The sequence below is a fragment of the Testudinibacter sp. P27/CKL/0425 genome (genome assembly GCF_052931395.1).
Window position 1 is genome coordinate 2,073,563 of sequence record NZ_CM128801.1, and the last position, 14,800, is coordinate 2,088,362.

The following is a 14,800-nucleotide window of genomic DNA, read 5'->3' on the forward strand; positions in this document are numbered from 1 at the left end:
ACAATTTACTGCTTGAGATTGCGCGGAGAAACGATTACCCTCGTCGGTAATAATTGCGCCGTATCATCATTCAATAATACTTTCATAATATGTTAAAACTCCTTCCGGGCATTTTTTTGAGCGGGGTGATTACCCTTGTTGCGCTCTTTCTCAGCAGCTATGACGCGATTACTCGTTATGGTTTTAGCGGCTTAACGATTGCCATTATTATCGGCATGATCATCGGCAATACGTTATATGCCAAAATCCAGCCGCATTGCGCTGCCGGAATTGATTTCAGTAAAGCCAAATTATTGCGGCTCGGCATTATTTTATACGGATTCAGATTAACGCTACAGCAAGTGGCGGATGTCGGCATGGCGAGTATTGTTTCGGATATTTTGGTAATCGGCATTACCTTCAGCTTGGCTTCTTATATGGGGCATCGCTGGCTAAAATTGGATAAAGAAACCACGTTGTTAATCGGTTCCGGCGCTGCGATTTGTGGAGCGGCGGCGATTATGGCGACAGAACCGCTCGTCAAGGCAAAATCCGAAAAAGTCTCGGTCGCGATTGCGACGGTTGTGGTGTTCGGCACGATTGGGATTTTTTTATATCCTAAAATGTACTTTCTGGATTGGTGGGGGCTTTCGCCTGAATCCTATGGGATTTATATCGGTTCGACCGTGCATGAAGTGGCGCAAGTTGTCGCTGCCGGGGAAAGTATCAGTCCGGAAATCGCCGACATTGCAGTCACCACCAAAATGATTCGGGTGATGATGTTAGCGCCGTTTCTGCTATTGCTGTCTTTATTGATCGCGCGCGGGCAATGCCAAGCAAATCACAGCCAAACTCGAGTAAACACTCCTTGGTTCGCTTTTATTTTTATCGGCGTGGTGATCTTTAACTCATTTGCGCTGCTCCCTGCAGCAATCGTTGAAAGGTTAATCGCCTTGGATACCATATTATTAGCGATAGCAATGGCGGCGTTAGGCGTCACCACTCATTTTTCGGCAATCAAAAAAGCCGGATTAAAACCGTTAGTCTTGGCGTCAATTTTGATGCTGTGGTTAGTCATCGGCGGGGGATTGCTGCAACAACTGATGGCATACCGTTTTTAACCGCTCAGCAACAGCTCAAACCGCACTTTTAGCAATTAAATTACGGTTTTACTTTTTAAATCAGCAGATTAAATGTAGCTCACATACTCCGACAAATCATACGTTTTGGCTTTTTCCAGTTTTTGCTCTGCGGTTCCCAACATTAAAAATGCGATCACTTTGTCATGCACGCCGCAGCCTAGCTCTTTTCTGAGTTCGCTGCCGTCCCCCCAAGGGCCGGTGACCCAAACATTGTCGAAGCCCTGCGCGTTTGCCGCTAATTGCATCGCATAAGTGGCACAGCCGGCGGTGAGCATTTGTTCCCAGCCCGGCACTTTCGGCACATCGGTGTTGATTTTGGCGATAACCGCAATAATCATCGGCGCGCGGTGGCTGACATCTTCGGCTTTTTTCTTGCGTTCTTCGCCTAAATCGAATTCGTCAACCGCACTTTTCAGCAAGGTTTCCAACACATCGCGCCCTTGCTTTTCAATAACCACAAAACGATACGGGGTCAGCCTGCCGTGATCCGGCGCATGCAGCGCCGCTTGCAAGATGTTATCTAACTGCTCGCCCTGTGGCGCAGGTTCAGTCAATTTTTTATTCGAACGGCGGCTGAGTAATAGTTCCAATGCGTCCATTTTTATCTCCGAGTTAATTTCTGTTTTTAAGGCTTCCAACAAGATACTTGTTACAATATACTCTATTTTCATCTAATTAAGAATTATTCTTTTTTAAAGGGGATTTCGATGAATATCGTGTTGAAGATCGTCAAAACGCTGTGGCGCGGGTTGTGCTGCATTCGTGATGTCGTGATGAATGTAGTTTTTCTGCTGTTTGTTCTACTCTGCTTTACCCTGTTCGGCTTATTTATGCAGTCCTCACAGCCAGTGGATATCAAGGGCGCATTAGTGCTCAATCTAGACGGCTATTTGGCGGATAATCGCCCGCAAAGCAGTTTACTGAGTGCCTTGCACGAGCTGGACAACCAACGGGTTCCGCAGCAGATTTCAACCTTTGATGTGGTGCAGGCAATTGATTATGCCGTGAAAGATCAACGCATTAAAGGCATTGTGCTGGATTTAAATTATTTCAGCGGCGGTGATTTGCCATCCATGCAGTTTATCGGCGAAGCGTTAAACGCGTTTAAACAGCAGAACAAGCCGGTTTATGCGCTCGCGCGCACTTATTCGCAGTCGCAATATCTGCTGGCGAGTTATGCCGATCATATTTACCTCAACCGCTTGGGCGAGGTCGGCATCACCGGATTGGCACAAAATAATCTGTATTTCAAATCGCTTATCGAAAAATTGGACATCACGCCGCATATTTTCCGCGTCGGCAGCTATAAAGCGGCAGTCGAGCCGTTCCTGCGTGACGATATGTCGAATGAAGCCAAAACGAACACTCGCCAATGGCTTGATCAAATGTGGCAAAACTACCAGCGCGTTATCGCCGATAATCGACAAATCGAGCCAAGTGCGGTTCTACCGTCAGCCACACAATATTTAGAAAAATTGAAAGCGGTGCAAGCCAACAGCGCGCAATATGCCCTACAGCAAGGTTTCGTGCATGAAATAAAAAGCGATTGGGAAATTCAAAATCAGTTACAGGCTGAATTTGGCTATGATGATGCACGCCGCAGTTATAACCAAGTGGCATTCGCCGATTACCTGAACCAGTTTGAGGATCGCACCCTCAGCAATGCGCCTGACAAAATTGCGGTGGTCAATATCGAAGGGGAAATTGTTGACGGAGCTAGTGAGGACAACGCTGGCAGCGATAGCATTGTTGCACAGTTGCAAACGGTGCTGAACGATAACGCGGTGCGCGCCTTAATTCTGCGGGTCAACTCACCGGGCGGCAGCGCCTTTGCCTCTGAACTGATTCGCCAGCAATTGCAGCAAATCAAACAGCGAGGCATTCCGATTGTGGTTTCAATGGGCGGCATGGCGGCGTCCGGTGGCTATTGGATCGCCGCGGAAGCCGATCATATTGTTGCCAGCCCGAACACTATCACCGGATCAATCGGCATTTTCGCCGCAATGTTTACGCTGGAAAACAGCCTGAAAAATTGGGGAATCCACAGCGACGGCGTGAATACCGGACCGTTAAGCGACATATCTCTAACCCGCGAACTACCGGAGGAAGTCAGCCAAGCGATTCAAATGACTATCGAAAACGGCTATGATCAATTTTTAACGTTGGTTTCCGAAGGTCGAAATTTAAGCAAGCAACAGGTTGACAGCATTGCACAAGGGCAAGTTTGGCTTGGACAAGACGCATTAAAGCACAAACTGGTCGATGAATTGGGCGATTTCGGCACCGCCGTTGGCGCCGCCTTGCAGCTGGCGAATGCGAAGCTCGGCGAAAATGAATCAAAATTCGATCTTTTGCCGGTGCAATGGTTTGTTGAAGAACCACAAAGTTTGGTGGGACAAATCCTAAACCGTGGTCAAATTCAGCTGCAAAGTGCGGTTTTGCAGTGGTTTGGGCTCGCGCCGCAGCAGACTCGTGAAATTAAAAATTCACTTGGCGTGCTAAAACAGCTCAATGATCCGGGCGGACAATATATTTATTGCTTGGATTGCAGTGTTAGTTATTAAACTACACGTAAAAACGCCCTTGATTAGCAAGGGCATTTATTGTTTATTATGCCTAAGAAAAAGACCGGCAAAGCCGACCTTTTAAGGGAGCTACTAATTGTTAGGCATAGTAGCCAAAAATGTGGCTGATTTTGAGATCTAAGCTTCTATTAGACATTTTTGTGGCTACTCCTCTTAAAGCGCTAGTTTTTCTAGCTCTTTTTATTCAAAAAATCCTGTATAAACATAATCTTATTCCTTCGGTTTAGTCCATTATGAACGGATAATTTCTGCTTTAAATCCTTAAACAGCCCTTCCAGCCGATTTGTCGTTTTTTCTATCCGTAACTCCGGGTATTTTTCAAAGACAAACAAGTAATCCATATAGCGTTTAATACTGGCATAAGCCCCTCTCAATTTGCGATGTTTATAAGGAAATTTACCCTGATTATCGGGTATATCAGACCGTTCTTCTAAGTAAGCTTTATGCTGCAAAAACCAGTGATGCAAACGGACATAAAAGTCATTTTTGTGACTCTGCTTGAGTGTTTTAACCATTGTTTTCAGTTCCTTTCCGGCAACGGATTTAGGGTTTCTCGTCAGCTTGCGAATCACCATTGCAACAAGGTGAAATTGGCACATTTGGGTTGGCGTATTAAATATATCTTTCAATAAGCCCCGTCGCCCATCGCAAGTAATAGATTGAATAATAAATCCTTTTTTACGCAATCGATTGATGGCTTTGGTATAGTAAATGTCCTTTTCGGTACGAACGATTTGGTGGTAAATCACCTTTTTGAGCGGGAATCCATTATGACTAATACGCCGAATTGTGGCCCGAAAAAAGTGACATCCATAATAAGATTCAACATTGTGGTTTGCGGTGTGCTGAGTGGCGTTTTAGGGGCTTTTTTCAGGTGCCTTTGGATAGTCCTGACCGAACAATCATAGGTTAACGCAAGCTGCTTATACGTCTGTTTTCCGACGGTGTAATCGTGCCAGATTTGGGCGGATTGAAGGTAATTTGTGTGAGAATATGTCCGTAAACAATCCAAGCATTTATAGCGTTGCTTGCCTGAATTTTTACCGTGTTTTTTAATGCGTTCTGAACCACAGAAATAGCAATTTTTTGGTCATTTTAAAAAATCTCACTTAACGCCTTATTCTATAAGGGATTAAGCGAGATTTCAGCCACATTTTTGTCTACTATGCCAATTGTTAATCAATTAGAAGAATACGCGTAAACCTACACCAACATCATTTTGGTTTTTACCATTTTTAACTTTGTCGTAGTGGTATTCTGCGAAAGTATAAACATTTTTGTGCAGTTTATAATCTACGCCAACGATGTAAGTGTTTGTTGCATCACTACCTTCAGATTTACGTTTCCATTGCAGGTTCAACGCAGATACATCGGAGTAACGGTATTGCGCACCAGCCATATGGTAAGTTTCTTTAGCTTGTTTAACACCTGCTAATTTATCACGTGATTGACCGTAGTTATAACCAAAAGTTACACGGTCAATAACGAACTCACCTGCCACACGCCAGCTGTCACGCTTAGTTGTTTCAACAGTATCCAATCTGTCTTGAGTATAGCCCGCTCTGAAGTTAAATTTCACATCTTGAGCTACATCACCGCTATAGTACAATGCCGCACCATAACCATTTTTATAATCTCCGTAAGGCTTTTTTGTGCCATCAGCTCTATTTTCATTACCAAAGATATAGTCTAAACCGAAGCTAAACCCACCGAAGCTATCAGAAACAAATTTCACTGATTTATTTGCATAGTCAGTCAGGTTAACGTTACCACCTTTGTAGTTGATAAAGTCAGACAATTGGATGCTATCACCATTGGTCAATTGACGACCGAAAGTCAAGGTACCCACGCCGTCTTGTTTCAAACCGGCCCACAAGCGCTCGGTATTCACTTCACCAAAATCACTGCTACTGGTTTTTTGACCTGGACCATTTTTAACAGTGTTGTCATTGCCACGGAAACGTAATTCAATCGCCGCAATTGCGCTTAAACCGTTACCTAAATCTTGAGTGCCTTTGAATTGCAGACGGGAACCGTCATTTTTCAGATCACCACGTTTATCAGTTTCTTTATTTAAAAGTAAACGTAAAGAACCGCCTACTTCAACTTTAGAACCGTCTTGGTCATAAACTACTGCTGCGTTTGCAGAAGTTGCTGCTACTGCTGCTACTGCTGCTAAAGCTACTAATGTCTTTTTCATAATAGTCTGCCTTTTTACTTAAGTTTAAAGTTAATTTATTTATGTTTCTTTGCTAATGCATAAATAAACGGAACTTAGATTGAACTTTAACTCAGCAGAGTTGTCCAACCCTGTTTTTAATTTCCGAGGACATACTGACAGAATCCATTTTTTCTGTCAAGCCTAAAACATTTTGTTAACACAAACCATAACCATTTTATTTTCAATGATTTAAAATAAACAACCACTTACCGGTAATTATCTTACAACCGTTTTGCCCTATTTTTTGGAGTGGTTTATTCATACCTATTCAGAAGTAGAAAGTTAACAAATATTTTTATCTCATTGTTTTATATTGAATTTTAATCCGTAAATTCATTTCGCCGGATTGTCAGAAAGCACCAGCCGATAAAGTTCAGTTCGTTTGTGTGACCTGGATCAAAGTTCTGCAATAAATTTCGTGTTTTATGAGTAATATGCTGATTTATTGGAAAAATCCGATTTTGTTGTGAGGGAAAATTTAGAGGGGAAGTTATATACCGTGGCTGCTTACCGCTCAAGGCGATAATACACCTGGATGCGTTTGCTGCTGTATATATATGGATATACAAAGCAACTGTGTTTGCTACAGCAGTGAAATAAAATATCGCACAGCCTCCCTCTGCCCTTCGGGCATCTCCCTCCGCACGCGGAGGGAGAGAAAATCACGTCTATCAGTAAGAATGAACAGTAAAATCTGTTTCGCCCTCTCCGTTTACGGAGGGAGAGAAAATCATGCCTATCACCAATAATGAACAGTGAAATCTGTTTCGCCCTCTCCGTTTACGGAGGGAGAGAAAATCACGTCTATCAGTAAGAATTGAACAGTAAAATCTGTTTCGCCCCCTCCGTTTACGGAGGGGGCTGCCGAAGGCTGGGGGAGGGATAGCGTGCTATTTTAAGCAAATATGATTATTCATCATCTTGCTTGGGTTTGTCGTCTTTTGTGTAGCGACTGTGTTTGCTACAGCTATGAAATAAAATATTGCACAGCCTCCCTCTGCCCTTCGGGCATCTCCCTCCGCACGCGGAGGGAGAGAAAATCACGTCTATCAGTAAGAATGAACAGCAAAATCTGTTTCGCCCTCTCCGTTTACGGAGGGGGCTGCCGAAGGCTGGGGGAGGGATAGCGTGCTATTTTAAGCAAATATGATTATTTATCGTCTTTTGGCTAGCAACTGTGTTTGCTACAGCAGTGAAATAAAATATCGCACAGCCTCCCTCTGCCCTTCGGGCATCTCCCTCCGCACGCGGAGGGAGAGAAAATCATGCCTATCACCAATAATGAACAGTGAAATCTGTTTCGCCCTCTCCGTTTACGGAGGGAGAGAAAATCATGCCTATCACCAATAATGAACAGTGAAATCTGTTTCGCCCTCTCCGTTTACGGAGGGGGCTGCCGAAGGCTGGGGGAGGGATAGCGTGCTATTTTAAGCATTTGTGGCATTATTGTGGCAACTTTTCAGCTATCCATAATTTAATCAGGGCTTGTCGTGGCACACCTAAATGAGCCGCTTGTTTATCCAGCCCCTCAACCATCCATATAGGAAAATCCACATTTACACGTTTACTTTTCTGATTTGGGCGATTCGCGGTTGAGAGATCGAAATGTTGCAAAATATCGGTCTCTCCCTCATCAAATGTCCGCTCAAATTCTTTAGCGTTAGTTTTGTTTATAATAGCTTGATTATTCATGACCATTTCCCATTTAGCGCAAAAGTGCGGTATAAATGGCTTATACCGCTCTTTTTGTTATTTAAGCACCCGTTGAATAACGATGGCAATGCACAATATCAACAGCGCCAAAACAGCAAGTCCGAATGTGAAATTCATTTTGTCATCTCCTTGTTTTTTGCTTGATGCCGCCGAATTTGGCGTGAAATTAAAACACTACCGTACACGCTGATGATCAGCAGAATTGCATTGGTGATTTTGATATAAATCGGATCTTTACCATAAAGCATAACAGGGAATGCTTAAATTGCAACTTTGGCAACATCATTCATAATTTTAGCCCAATCATTCAGCGTTTCCCTTTCGATTGGACGCCTAAAAATATTTAACATAAGAAATCACTATCCTTCAATTGTGTTCATAGAGCCGCTAATCTAAAATAAATTTTGCTTTAATACATTTTTTAGAACCTTTTTTCTCGATCCCGATCGCAAAACGAAAAATAAGTAGGGAATTCTTATGCAACAACGCAATATGCAACCGCACTTGGATAATATGCGGCACTATTTTGAGGCGTTAAGCGGGCATCAAAATAAACCAATTCGCCAACGGCTCGATCCGCGCCTGTTTTCACCGGAAAATGAAACGGTCGGGCAATGTCTGGTGGAAGCACAACAAACGCTGCGAATTCTGCAAAATGTGACGGAAACCGTGCAAGCTGAATTTTATGCGGAAAAATTAGTGGCGCAATATCATGCGCTGCTGGATTTGCTTCAGCCGAATACCCGCCGCAAACCGCACTTTGCCCCCCGCCCTGCTCCGCACGAGGCAGATAATCATTCGGTGCACCAGCTGCCACATAAAGAGCGGTTGGAGAAATATTATGACTATTTGCGCCGGTTAAATGATTTGATCGCGCAGCAAAATGAAGCGCTGTTGCAAGCCGATGCCTCACAGCAGCCGCTGTTACTGCAAAAAATCCAACACACGGAACAGCGCAAGCTGCGTTGCCAAGATGCGATTGATAATTTAGAGGAATATTTGCTGTTCGTGGCTGAACGCGAACGCGGCGAAAGTGCGGTTAATAATGCAATCGAAGCTGATAAAAAACGAAAAAATTAAGCATTATTACTCCATCGGAAAATATGTTTATAAACAACTTACTCTGACGCATGATTATTCAATCATAACTATCCAAAGCCCTTATAAAAAGAGCCAGAAAAAGCCGTTCTGTCTATAAAATGTCTATCTAATAGAAGCTTAGCTCTCAAAATTAACCACATTTGTGTTTATTATACAAAAATAGAAACAAAACAAAAGCAGGCGGAATCATTCAGCCTGCTTCGTCACAACATCAGTTTAGTGATTCAAATGTTTTTCATCAAAACCAAGCACTGTCGTAACAATCGCTGCAACCACAATTGCGGTAATGATCGCGGCAATAATCGCCATGATTGTATGTTGGAAAATAGGGATAGCCAGTATTGTTGAATAACCGTATACATAAGCCGTGACGCCAAACAGACCGGCAACAATACCACCGGAAGCGGCTCCTGCGATAACACCGATCATCGGTTTTCTGAGTGGTAAATTGACACCATAAATGGCAGGTTCAGTAACACCGGCTACAATACAACCGACCGCCAAACTCAAACATTCTGTTCGCAATGCCTTATTTTTGGTACGCAAAGCAACTCCCAAACACGAACCGCCTTCAGCCATGTTATGCAGCAAATATGCCGGACGGAACAACATATCATAGCCCGGATTTGCAATCGCTTGTACCATGAAAGGGGTGACTGCGTGGTGCATGCCTGTCATGACTAACCAAGGCATACAAGCTGACAATAGCCCAATCGCCAGCGGTCCAAGATTTTCTGATGACCAGAGGAAAATATTGACCACATAGCCACCGATAAAATCGCCAAGCGGGGCTAAAATCGTGATCCCAAGAATATATGTGATCACCATGGTGCTGACGCCAAGCAAAATAGGCCGAACAATACCCGGTAGAATTTTCGTCATGATTTTTTCAACATAGTAGGCACATAGTCCGATTAATAAAGCCGGCAATAATGTACCGCTATATTTCACTACCATAACTGGAATATTAAGAATCTCAATACTTTCTGTAGACTTCAGGAATGTCGTAAAATTCGGATAAACCAATGTGGCAGCCACCACCATAGCAAAAATCGGGGTCGCACCCAGTTTTTTAGCCGCACCGTACGCCACAAAAATAGGCATAAAGAAGAAAGGCACATCAGAGAGTAAACTGAGTAATGTATATGTTTGGGTATCGCCAAAACTAGGAAATGCCAGTTTTATCAATAATAAAAAGACTTTTAACATCCCGCCGGCAACCAAGCCCGGAATCATCGGCGTCACCGCTGCAGACACAAAGCTGATGACACTGGTAAAGATTTTACCAATAGTCATCTTTTGTTTAACTTGCTCGGTGGAGTTTGCACTGCTCTCTTGATGAATGCTAGCGGTCTGACCGTTACGCGTCGCTTCAATCAAGCGAGAAGCCTCTTCATATACAGGATTAACATTTTTGCCTAAAACAATCTGTAATTCCTCACCTACAAAGACCACCCCCAACACGCCTTTAATCGCCTTGATTTGTGCTTGCTGTATTTTGCTTTTATCTTTAGTATAAAAGCGTAATCGCGTTGCACAATGCATATAAGTCGTAATATTTTCCACACCGCCTGATAAGGCGATTAATTCTTCTGCAACTTGTTTGTAGTCCATCGTAACCTCTTTATTAGGTCAAACCTAAATTATTATGTTAAACTAAAGCGATTTTTTATGGGGAACGAAAATGCTTAGTGAGCAACTCATCAGTAATAAAAAGTGGACAAGATCCGAACAATTATTAATTAAGTTTATTCAAGCCTTTCCCAAATTGACATTAAGCCTTTCTTTAGAAGAACTCAGCCAAAAATGTTATACCTCTGAAGCTTCAATTATTCGTTTTTGTAAAAAATTGGGTTTTAAAGGTTTTTCCGAATTTAAAATTCAATTAGCTTCAGAATTAGCTTCTTTTTCCCAAAATAACGAACAAATCTCAGTCGATATTCCCCTTAAACCAAAAGACAGTAGAGAAAATGTGGCGAAAAAGCTGTTTAATTTATCTCATCAAGCACTAGAGGAAACTTATCGCCAGCTTAATTTTGATCAGTTAGATAAAGCCGCAAAATTATTCGCAAAAGCGGATATTATCCGTATTTATGCACGTGGCGAATCACTCATTATTGCCGAAGATTTCCATTATAAATTATTGCGTATCGGCAAATTATCTCAGCTCGAATCCCTTTCCGGATTTCAAGAAGCCAGTGCAACCAATTCCAATAACAACATTCAAAAAGCGGCACTGGTTATTTCCCATTATTGCAACAGCTTGCAAACTAATTACAGTATTGATGAACTGATCAGTAAAAAAACACCTTTCGTATTACTGACTGCCAATCCAAATGCCTGGCCTTATGATCGCCTTGCTACCGCGACATTGCGAATTTCCAATACGGAAAGCCGCTATAAAATGGGTTCTTTTTCCTCGCGTACTTCGATGTTATTCACTCTAGACTGTCTTTATGGGTTAATCTTTTCATTGAATTACGAGAAAAATTTAGATAATTTAACCCGTTTTTCAAAACATAAAGCCGAAAGAACTTATTTTTATAACCATATAAAAGAAAAGTTCTAATAAATAAATTGCGTTATTCTAGCTTCATACCATTTGAGCGAATAACATTCGCATACCAATCGAAAGAGGCTTTTTTGCGACGTTCCAAGCTACCGTTGCCTTTATTATCTCTATCAACATAAACAAAACCGTAGCGTTTACTCATTTCACCGGTTCCGGCACTCACAATATCAATTGGCCCCCAATAGGTATAACCCATTAAATCAACCCCGTCTTGAATCGCATTTTTCATCGCCAAAATATGTTCTCGAATATAATTAATTCGATAATCATCATTGATATAACCATTTTCATCAGGCGTATCTATTTGTCCCAAACCGTTTTCGACGACAAACAAAGGAAGTTGATAGCGATCGTAAAGTTCATTTAAGGTATAACGCAACCCGACGGGATCGATCTGCCATCCCCAAGGCGTTGTTGCTAAATAAGGATTAGGCGTTCCCTGATCACCGCCGGTATCGCCATGGAACGGCTGACCGTATTCATGAGTTGAAGTGCGGTAATAACTAAAAGCCAAGAAATCCGAGGTATATGTTTTGATGATTTGTTCATCCTCCTGATCCATTTCCACTTTTACTCCGGCTTCTTCCCAAATCCGTGCCGCATAAGCCGGATATTCGCCGCGAATCATCACATCACCATAAAATAAAGAACGACGTCTTAATTCCATGGTTTCAAATACATCATCCGGATTACAAGTGTGGGGATATACGTTGCTGAGTGACAACATACACCCGATTTTTGCGTCAGGGCATAATTCGCGGCAAAGTTTTACCGCCAAACTATGTGCCACAAACATATTGTGGCTTGCCTGATACACAACCTGTTGCTGATTTTCGCCTTCGGCAAAGAAAATCCCTCCGGCAGCCCCCGGCATACGACGCATATTATTGATTTCATTGAAAGTTAACCAGTATTTAACCTGATCTTTAAATGCACTAAAGACGGTTTCACAATAGGTCAAAAAGAAGTCGATTAATTGACGATTACGCCAACTTCCGTATTTTTCAACTAAATGAACCGGTGTTTCATAATGGCTTAAGGTGACAACCGGCTGCATTCCTCTTTTCAACATTTCGTCAAAGAGATTCCGGTAATATTGCAAACCGGCCTGATTAGGCTCGCGATCATCACCATTAGGATAAATTCTCGACCAGTTAATCGAAGTGCGGAAGACATTAAAATTCATCTTTTCCATCAATGCCAAATCTTCTTTATAGCGATGGTAAAAATCAATCGCTTCATGTGTGGGATAAAATTTCTTCGGATCAATGACCGGATCATAAGCGTGTTTAATTCCGTTTGGAAAACCGTTGGAAATATCCAAGCCTTTACCGTCAATATTAAAAGCACCTTCTGCCTGATTTGCAGCTATTGCGCCTCCCCAAAGAAAATTCTTAGGAAACTCTGCAACAAATTTTTTCATTTCATGCCGTCCTTATAAATAATGATAAACTGTTACAAAGCATATTAAGTCATTTATGATCACCTTCAAGCGACGAGCTGCATTTTGAAAGCTAGCTTCGTTCTTTTTTCATTTATCCCCGAATTTTTGCAACTTAACTTGCAAAGTTGCTTAAAACTAGCCGCGCAAATATCTTGAAGAATGCCGATTTGAAATTAAAAGAATTGATAGAGAATCGTGCCTGAAAAGAAAAAAGAACATAAAAAAAGACCGCAAAAAATGCAGTCTTTTAGTTTTTGGTGCCTGGGCGAGATCTGAAGTACACCACTTCAAGCCTTGTCAATGCTGGAAAGTTAAATTTGAAATATCAAAACGTACTGCTAAACGTACTACTAAAATCGAAAGCTACCCATAAAATAGCGTATTTTTCGCAAATCAGGTCAGCAGATGAAATCTATAATTTGTGCTGCCTAGATAGTTGCTAATTCCTCAAAAATTTTCGGGGAACGTTCAACCATTTTTAAAAGTAGTGCTGCTTGTTGGCTTGGCTTAGTGCGCCCTTGCTCCCATGCTTGGAATGTTCTTACTGAGGTTCTTAATTTGCGTGCAAATACCGCTTGAGAGAGGTTTAATCCCTCTCTAATAGCTCTCACTTCCTGCGGTGTAATGCTAATCGGCTCAGGCTTTTCTAACATTTCCATTTTTAGCGTAATCTTGCCCTGTTGATGATCGCTAATCTCCTGCAATCCCTGCATTAATTCATTAAATAAATTTCTCTCTCTCATTGTTCCCCCTTGATAATTTTCACCATGTGCGCCAGCGCTTGCCGTTCTGATTGTACGTGGTAACAGTATAGATGATCAAATGATGATTTTATTTCTTGGTGGTGGAAAGGTATCAATGAAATCTTGATAGGTGAATTATTTTATCTAAGCGGGTGGAATGATGATGACGGCTAGGAATGTAAAAAATTGCCTAAAACCGTGAGCCCGTAACCCCGTGGAGCGGGTACCCCCTCGGGAGTACCTTTTTTATTTCCCCTAAGCCACCAGCAAAAAAAGCCACCTGTTACAGTGGCTTTCATAGGCTGGTATTACTTGGCTATGCTGTGGTTACACGCTTAACGGATAAGCCTGTTAGCGGCTGATTCTGCGCCTTTTCTAACGTGCTTTTGATAAGGTTCAGCACCGCTTGAATATCGCTATCGCTGCCAATAATAAACGGCTTTTGATTGTCAAAATGTGCCGCTACCTGCCAACGGATATTATTCATCTTTACCCCCTATTATCACGGTTGCACATCCGCAGTTTTATTAGCTTGCTCTGTGGTTTCCCATAAAGCCACTCTATAAACATCCGCTATACAACCATTCAGCACCCCTAAAGCGTGGCTGATAGTTAGATTACTCTTATCATCTTCAAACCAGTTTTGAAGTAAACAAACAATGCTTTCAGCTTCTTCAATTCGGGCAATGAGATATTCATCTTTCATTTTTTGGCTAACTAATAAATTAGACATAACTAACCTCCTGTGTAAGTGCTAAAGTGCGGTTAATCCGTCCGGCAAAGGCAAGAATATATTCACGGGCTAGCATGGCTCGGGCTTCCTGCTCGCTGGTGGCGAATATGCGGAAAGAATGAATTTTGTTAGTACGGTCTGTTCGGGCAATGCCGATAAATAAATAGATCATGGCTGTAACTCCGTTGGTCAATTTAAGAGTTACCGCTAAAGTTTCCAGGCTTGGGCGGTAACGTGCGACGGGCTGGAAAACTGCAACCAACGGAAAGCAGCAAAGGGCGAAACCTTTCCCATCGCACGCCACCATTGAGAGAATTACCCCTTGTCCAAATTTGGGCAAGGGTCTTTTCTTGGGGTGTGCGAATCGTACGCATAAAAAAACACGCTGATTCGGGCGTGTTATGCGCCGTTGGTATATCGTTCGAGTTTCCAGGCTCGGCTTTAGATTTTGCTAAAGCGTTATCAAGATAATTTAAAGTGCGGTATGTTGTAAAGTGATTTAGATCACAAATTTGAATATAATAGGTACTTACTGCAAAAATTAATGCGCAGTAAGCACCATGATAA

The 14,800-nt window shown here is 42.3% G+C and carries 15 protein-coding genes; 4 read left to right on the plus strand and 11 right to left on the minus strand.

Annotation, left to right across the window (positions count from 1 at the left end; genetic code table 11):
* Window positions 1-89 precede the first annotated feature (89 nt).
* Window positions 90-1,100, plus strand: coding sequence for a YeiH family putative sulfate export transporter (locus ACUHGC_RS10320; RefSeq protein WP_446833222.1), 1,011 nt, complete (start codon window positions 90-92; stop codon window positions 1,098-1,100).
* 68 nt (window positions 1,101-1,168) lie between these two features.
* Here the strand turns inward: ACUHGC_RS10320 and ACUHGC_RS10325 are convergent, their stop codons facing one another.
* Window positions 1,169-1,720, minus strand: coding sequence for an NAD(P)H nitroreductase (locus tag ACUHGC_RS10325; protein WP_446833223.1), 552 nt, complete (start codon window positions 1,718-1,720; stop codon window positions 1,169-1,171).
* Between the two features lie 108 nt (window positions 1,721-1,828).
* Here ACUHGC_RS10325 and sppA point away from each other — a divergent pair, with 108 nt between their 5' ends.
* Entirely contained in the window at window positions 1,829-3,685 is a 1,857-nt protein-coding gene (gene sppA, locus ACUHGC_RS10330) for a signal peptide peptidase SppA (protein WP_446833224.1), read from the plus strand.
* A gap of 191 nt (window positions 3,686-3,876) precedes the next feature.
* Here sppA and ACUHGC_RS10335 read toward each other — a convergent pair whose 3' ends face one another.
* From ACUHGC_RS10335 to brnA, 4 genes are all read right to left on the minus strand, one after another.
* The gene (locus ACUHGC_RS10335; RefSeq protein WP_446833225.1) at window positions 3,877-4,455 is read right to left on the minus strand and encodes an IS256 family transposase, variant Zn-binding type; all 579 of its coding nucleotides are present in this window, start codon (window positions 4,453-4,455) and stop codon (window positions 3,877-3,879) included.
* Entirely contained in the window at window positions 4,452-4,763 is a 312-nt protein-coding gene (locus ACUHGC_RS10340; RefSeq protein WP_446834888.1) for an IS1/IS1595 family N-terminal zinc-binding domain-containing protein, read from the minus strand. Before ACUHGC_RS10340 ends, ACUHGC_RS10335 begins: the two co-directional genes overlap by 4 nt.
* Before the next feature lie 126 nt (window positions 4,764-4,889).
* Window positions 4,890-5,906, minus strand: a complete 1,017-nt coding sequence (locus tag ACUHGC_RS10345; protein WP_446833226.1) for a porin — start codon at window positions 5,904-5,906, stop codon at window positions 4,890-4,892.
* Between the two features lie 1,464 nt (window positions 5,907-7,370).
* The gene (brnA, locus tag ACUHGC_RS10350) at window positions 7,371-7,619 is read right to left on the minus strand and encodes a type II toxin-antitoxin system BrnA family antitoxin (protein ID WP_446833227.1); all 249 of its coding nucleotides are present in this window, start codon (window positions 7,617-7,619) and stop codon (window positions 7,371-7,373) included.
* A 498-nt stretch (window positions 7,620-8,117) separates the two neighbouring features.
* On the opposite strand from brnA, the gene priC reads away from it, so the two are divergent.
* Entirely contained in the window at window positions 8,118-8,720 is a 603-nt protein-coding gene (gene priC, locus ACUHGC_RS10355; protein WP_446833228.1) for a primosomal replication protein PriC, read from the plus strand.
* Between the two features lie 237 nt (window positions 8,721-8,957).
* Here priC and ACUHGC_RS10360 read toward each other — a convergent pair whose 3' ends face one another.
* Entirely contained in the window at window positions 8,958-10,355 is a 1,398-nt protein-coding gene (locus ACUHGC_RS10360) for a PTS transporter subunit EIIC (protein WP_446833229.1), read from the minus strand.
* 70 nt (window positions 10,356-10,425) lie between these two features.
* On the opposite strand from ACUHGC_RS10360, the gene ACUHGC_RS10365 reads away from it, so the two are divergent.
* Entirely contained in the window at window positions 10,426-11,310 is an 885-nt protein-coding gene (locus ACUHGC_RS10365; protein ID WP_446833230.1) for a MurR/RpiR family transcriptional regulator, read from the plus strand.
* A gap of 13 nt (window positions 11,311-11,323) precedes the next feature.
* Here ACUHGC_RS10365 and ACUHGC_RS10370 read toward each other — a convergent pair whose 3' ends face one another.
* The 5 genes from ACUHGC_RS10370 to ACUHGC_RS10390 all read right to left on the minus strand — a co-directional run bounded on the left by ACUHGC_RS10370 (window position 11,324) and on the right by ACUHGC_RS10390 (window position 14,405).
* Entirely contained in the window at window positions 11,324-12,736 is a 1,413-nt protein-coding gene (locus ACUHGC_RS10370; protein WP_446833231.1) for a glycoside hydrolase family 1 protein, read from the minus strand.
* 449 nt (window positions 12,737-13,185) lie between these two features.
* Window positions 13,186-13,500, minus strand: a complete 315-nt coding sequence (locus ACUHGC_RS10375; RefSeq protein WP_446833232.1) for a helix-turn-helix domain-containing protein — start codon at window positions 13,498-13,500, stop codon at window positions 13,186-13,188.
* A gap of 316 nt (window positions 13,501-13,816) precedes the next feature.
* Window positions 13,817-13,987: a hypothetical protein gene (locus ACUHGC_RS10380; protein WP_446833233.1), complete on the minus strand. Its 171-nt coding sequence runs from the start codon at window positions 13,985-13,987 to the stop codon at window positions 13,817-13,819.
* Between the two features lie 15 nt (window positions 13,988-14,002).
* A complete protein-coding gene (locus tag ACUHGC_RS10385) occupies window positions 14,003-14,233 on the minus strand; it encodes a hypothetical protein (protein ID WP_446833234.1) in 231 nt (76 codons plus the stop codon).
* The gene (locus ACUHGC_RS10390; RefSeq protein WP_446833235.1) at window positions 14,226-14,405 is read right to left on the minus strand and encodes a host cell division inhibitor Icd-like protein; all 180 of its coding nucleotides are present in this window, start codon (window positions 14,403-14,405) and stop codon (window positions 14,226-14,228) included. The genes ACUHGC_RS10385 and ACUHGC_RS10390 overlap by 8 nt, the downstream gene beginning before the upstream one ends.
* Window positions 14,406-14,800: the final 395 nt, after the last annotated feature.

Excerpts from the sequence above, each read along its gene's own strand:
- ACUHGC_RS10345 (WP_446833226.1), bottom strand. The coding sequence starts at position 5,906 with ATGAAAAAGACATTAGTAGCTTTAGCAGCAGTAGCAGCAGTAGCAGCA.
- priC (WP_446833228.1), top strand. The coding sequence starts at position 8,118 with ATGCAACAACGCAATATGCAACCGCACTTGGATAATATGCGGCACTAT.
- ACUHGC_RS10380 (WP_446833233.1), bottom strand. The coding sequence starts at position 13,987 with ATGAATAATATCCGTTGGCAGGTAGCGGCACATTTTGACAATCAAAAG.
- ACUHGC_RS10320 (WP_446833222.1), top strand. The coding sequence starts at position 90 with ATGTTAAAACTCCTTCCGGGCATTTTTTTGAGCGGGGTGATTACCCTT.
- ACUHGC_RS10365 (WP_446833230.1), top strand. The coding sequence starts at position 10,426 with ATGCTTAGTGAGCAACTCATCAGTAATAAAAAGTGGACAAGATCCGAA.
- ACUHGC_RS10385 (WP_446833234.1), bottom strand. The coding sequence starts at position 14,233 with ATGTCTAATTTATTAGTTAGCCAAAAAATGAAAGATGAATATCTCATT.
- ACUHGC_RS10325 (WP_446833223.1), bottom strand. The coding sequence starts at position 1,720 with ATGGACGCATTGGAACTATTACTCAGCCGCCGTTCGAATAAAAAATTG.
- ACUHGC_RS10360 (WP_446833229.1), bottom strand. The coding sequence starts at position 10,355 with ATGGACTACAAACAAGTTGCAGAAGAATTAATCGCCTTATCAGGCGGT.
- sppA (WP_446833224.1), top strand. The coding sequence starts at position 1,829 with ATGAATATCGTGTTGAAGATCGTCAAAACGCTGTGGCGCGGGTTGTGC.
- ACUHGC_RS10375 (WP_446833232.1), bottom strand. The coding sequence starts at position 13,500 with ATGAGAGAGAGAAATTTATTTAATGAATTAATGCAGGGATTGCAGGAG.
- brnA (WP_446833227.1), bottom strand. The coding sequence starts at position 7,619 with ATGAATAATCAAGCTATTATAAACAAAACTAACGCTAAAGAATTTGAG.
- ACUHGC_RS10390 (WP_446833235.1), bottom strand. The coding sequence starts at position 14,405 with ATGATCTATTTATTTATCGGCATTGCCCGAACAGACCGTACTAACAAA.
- ACUHGC_RS10370 (WP_446833231.1), bottom strand. The coding sequence starts at position 12,736 with ATGAAAAAATTTGTTGCAGAGTTTCCTAAGAATTTTCTTTGGGGAGGC.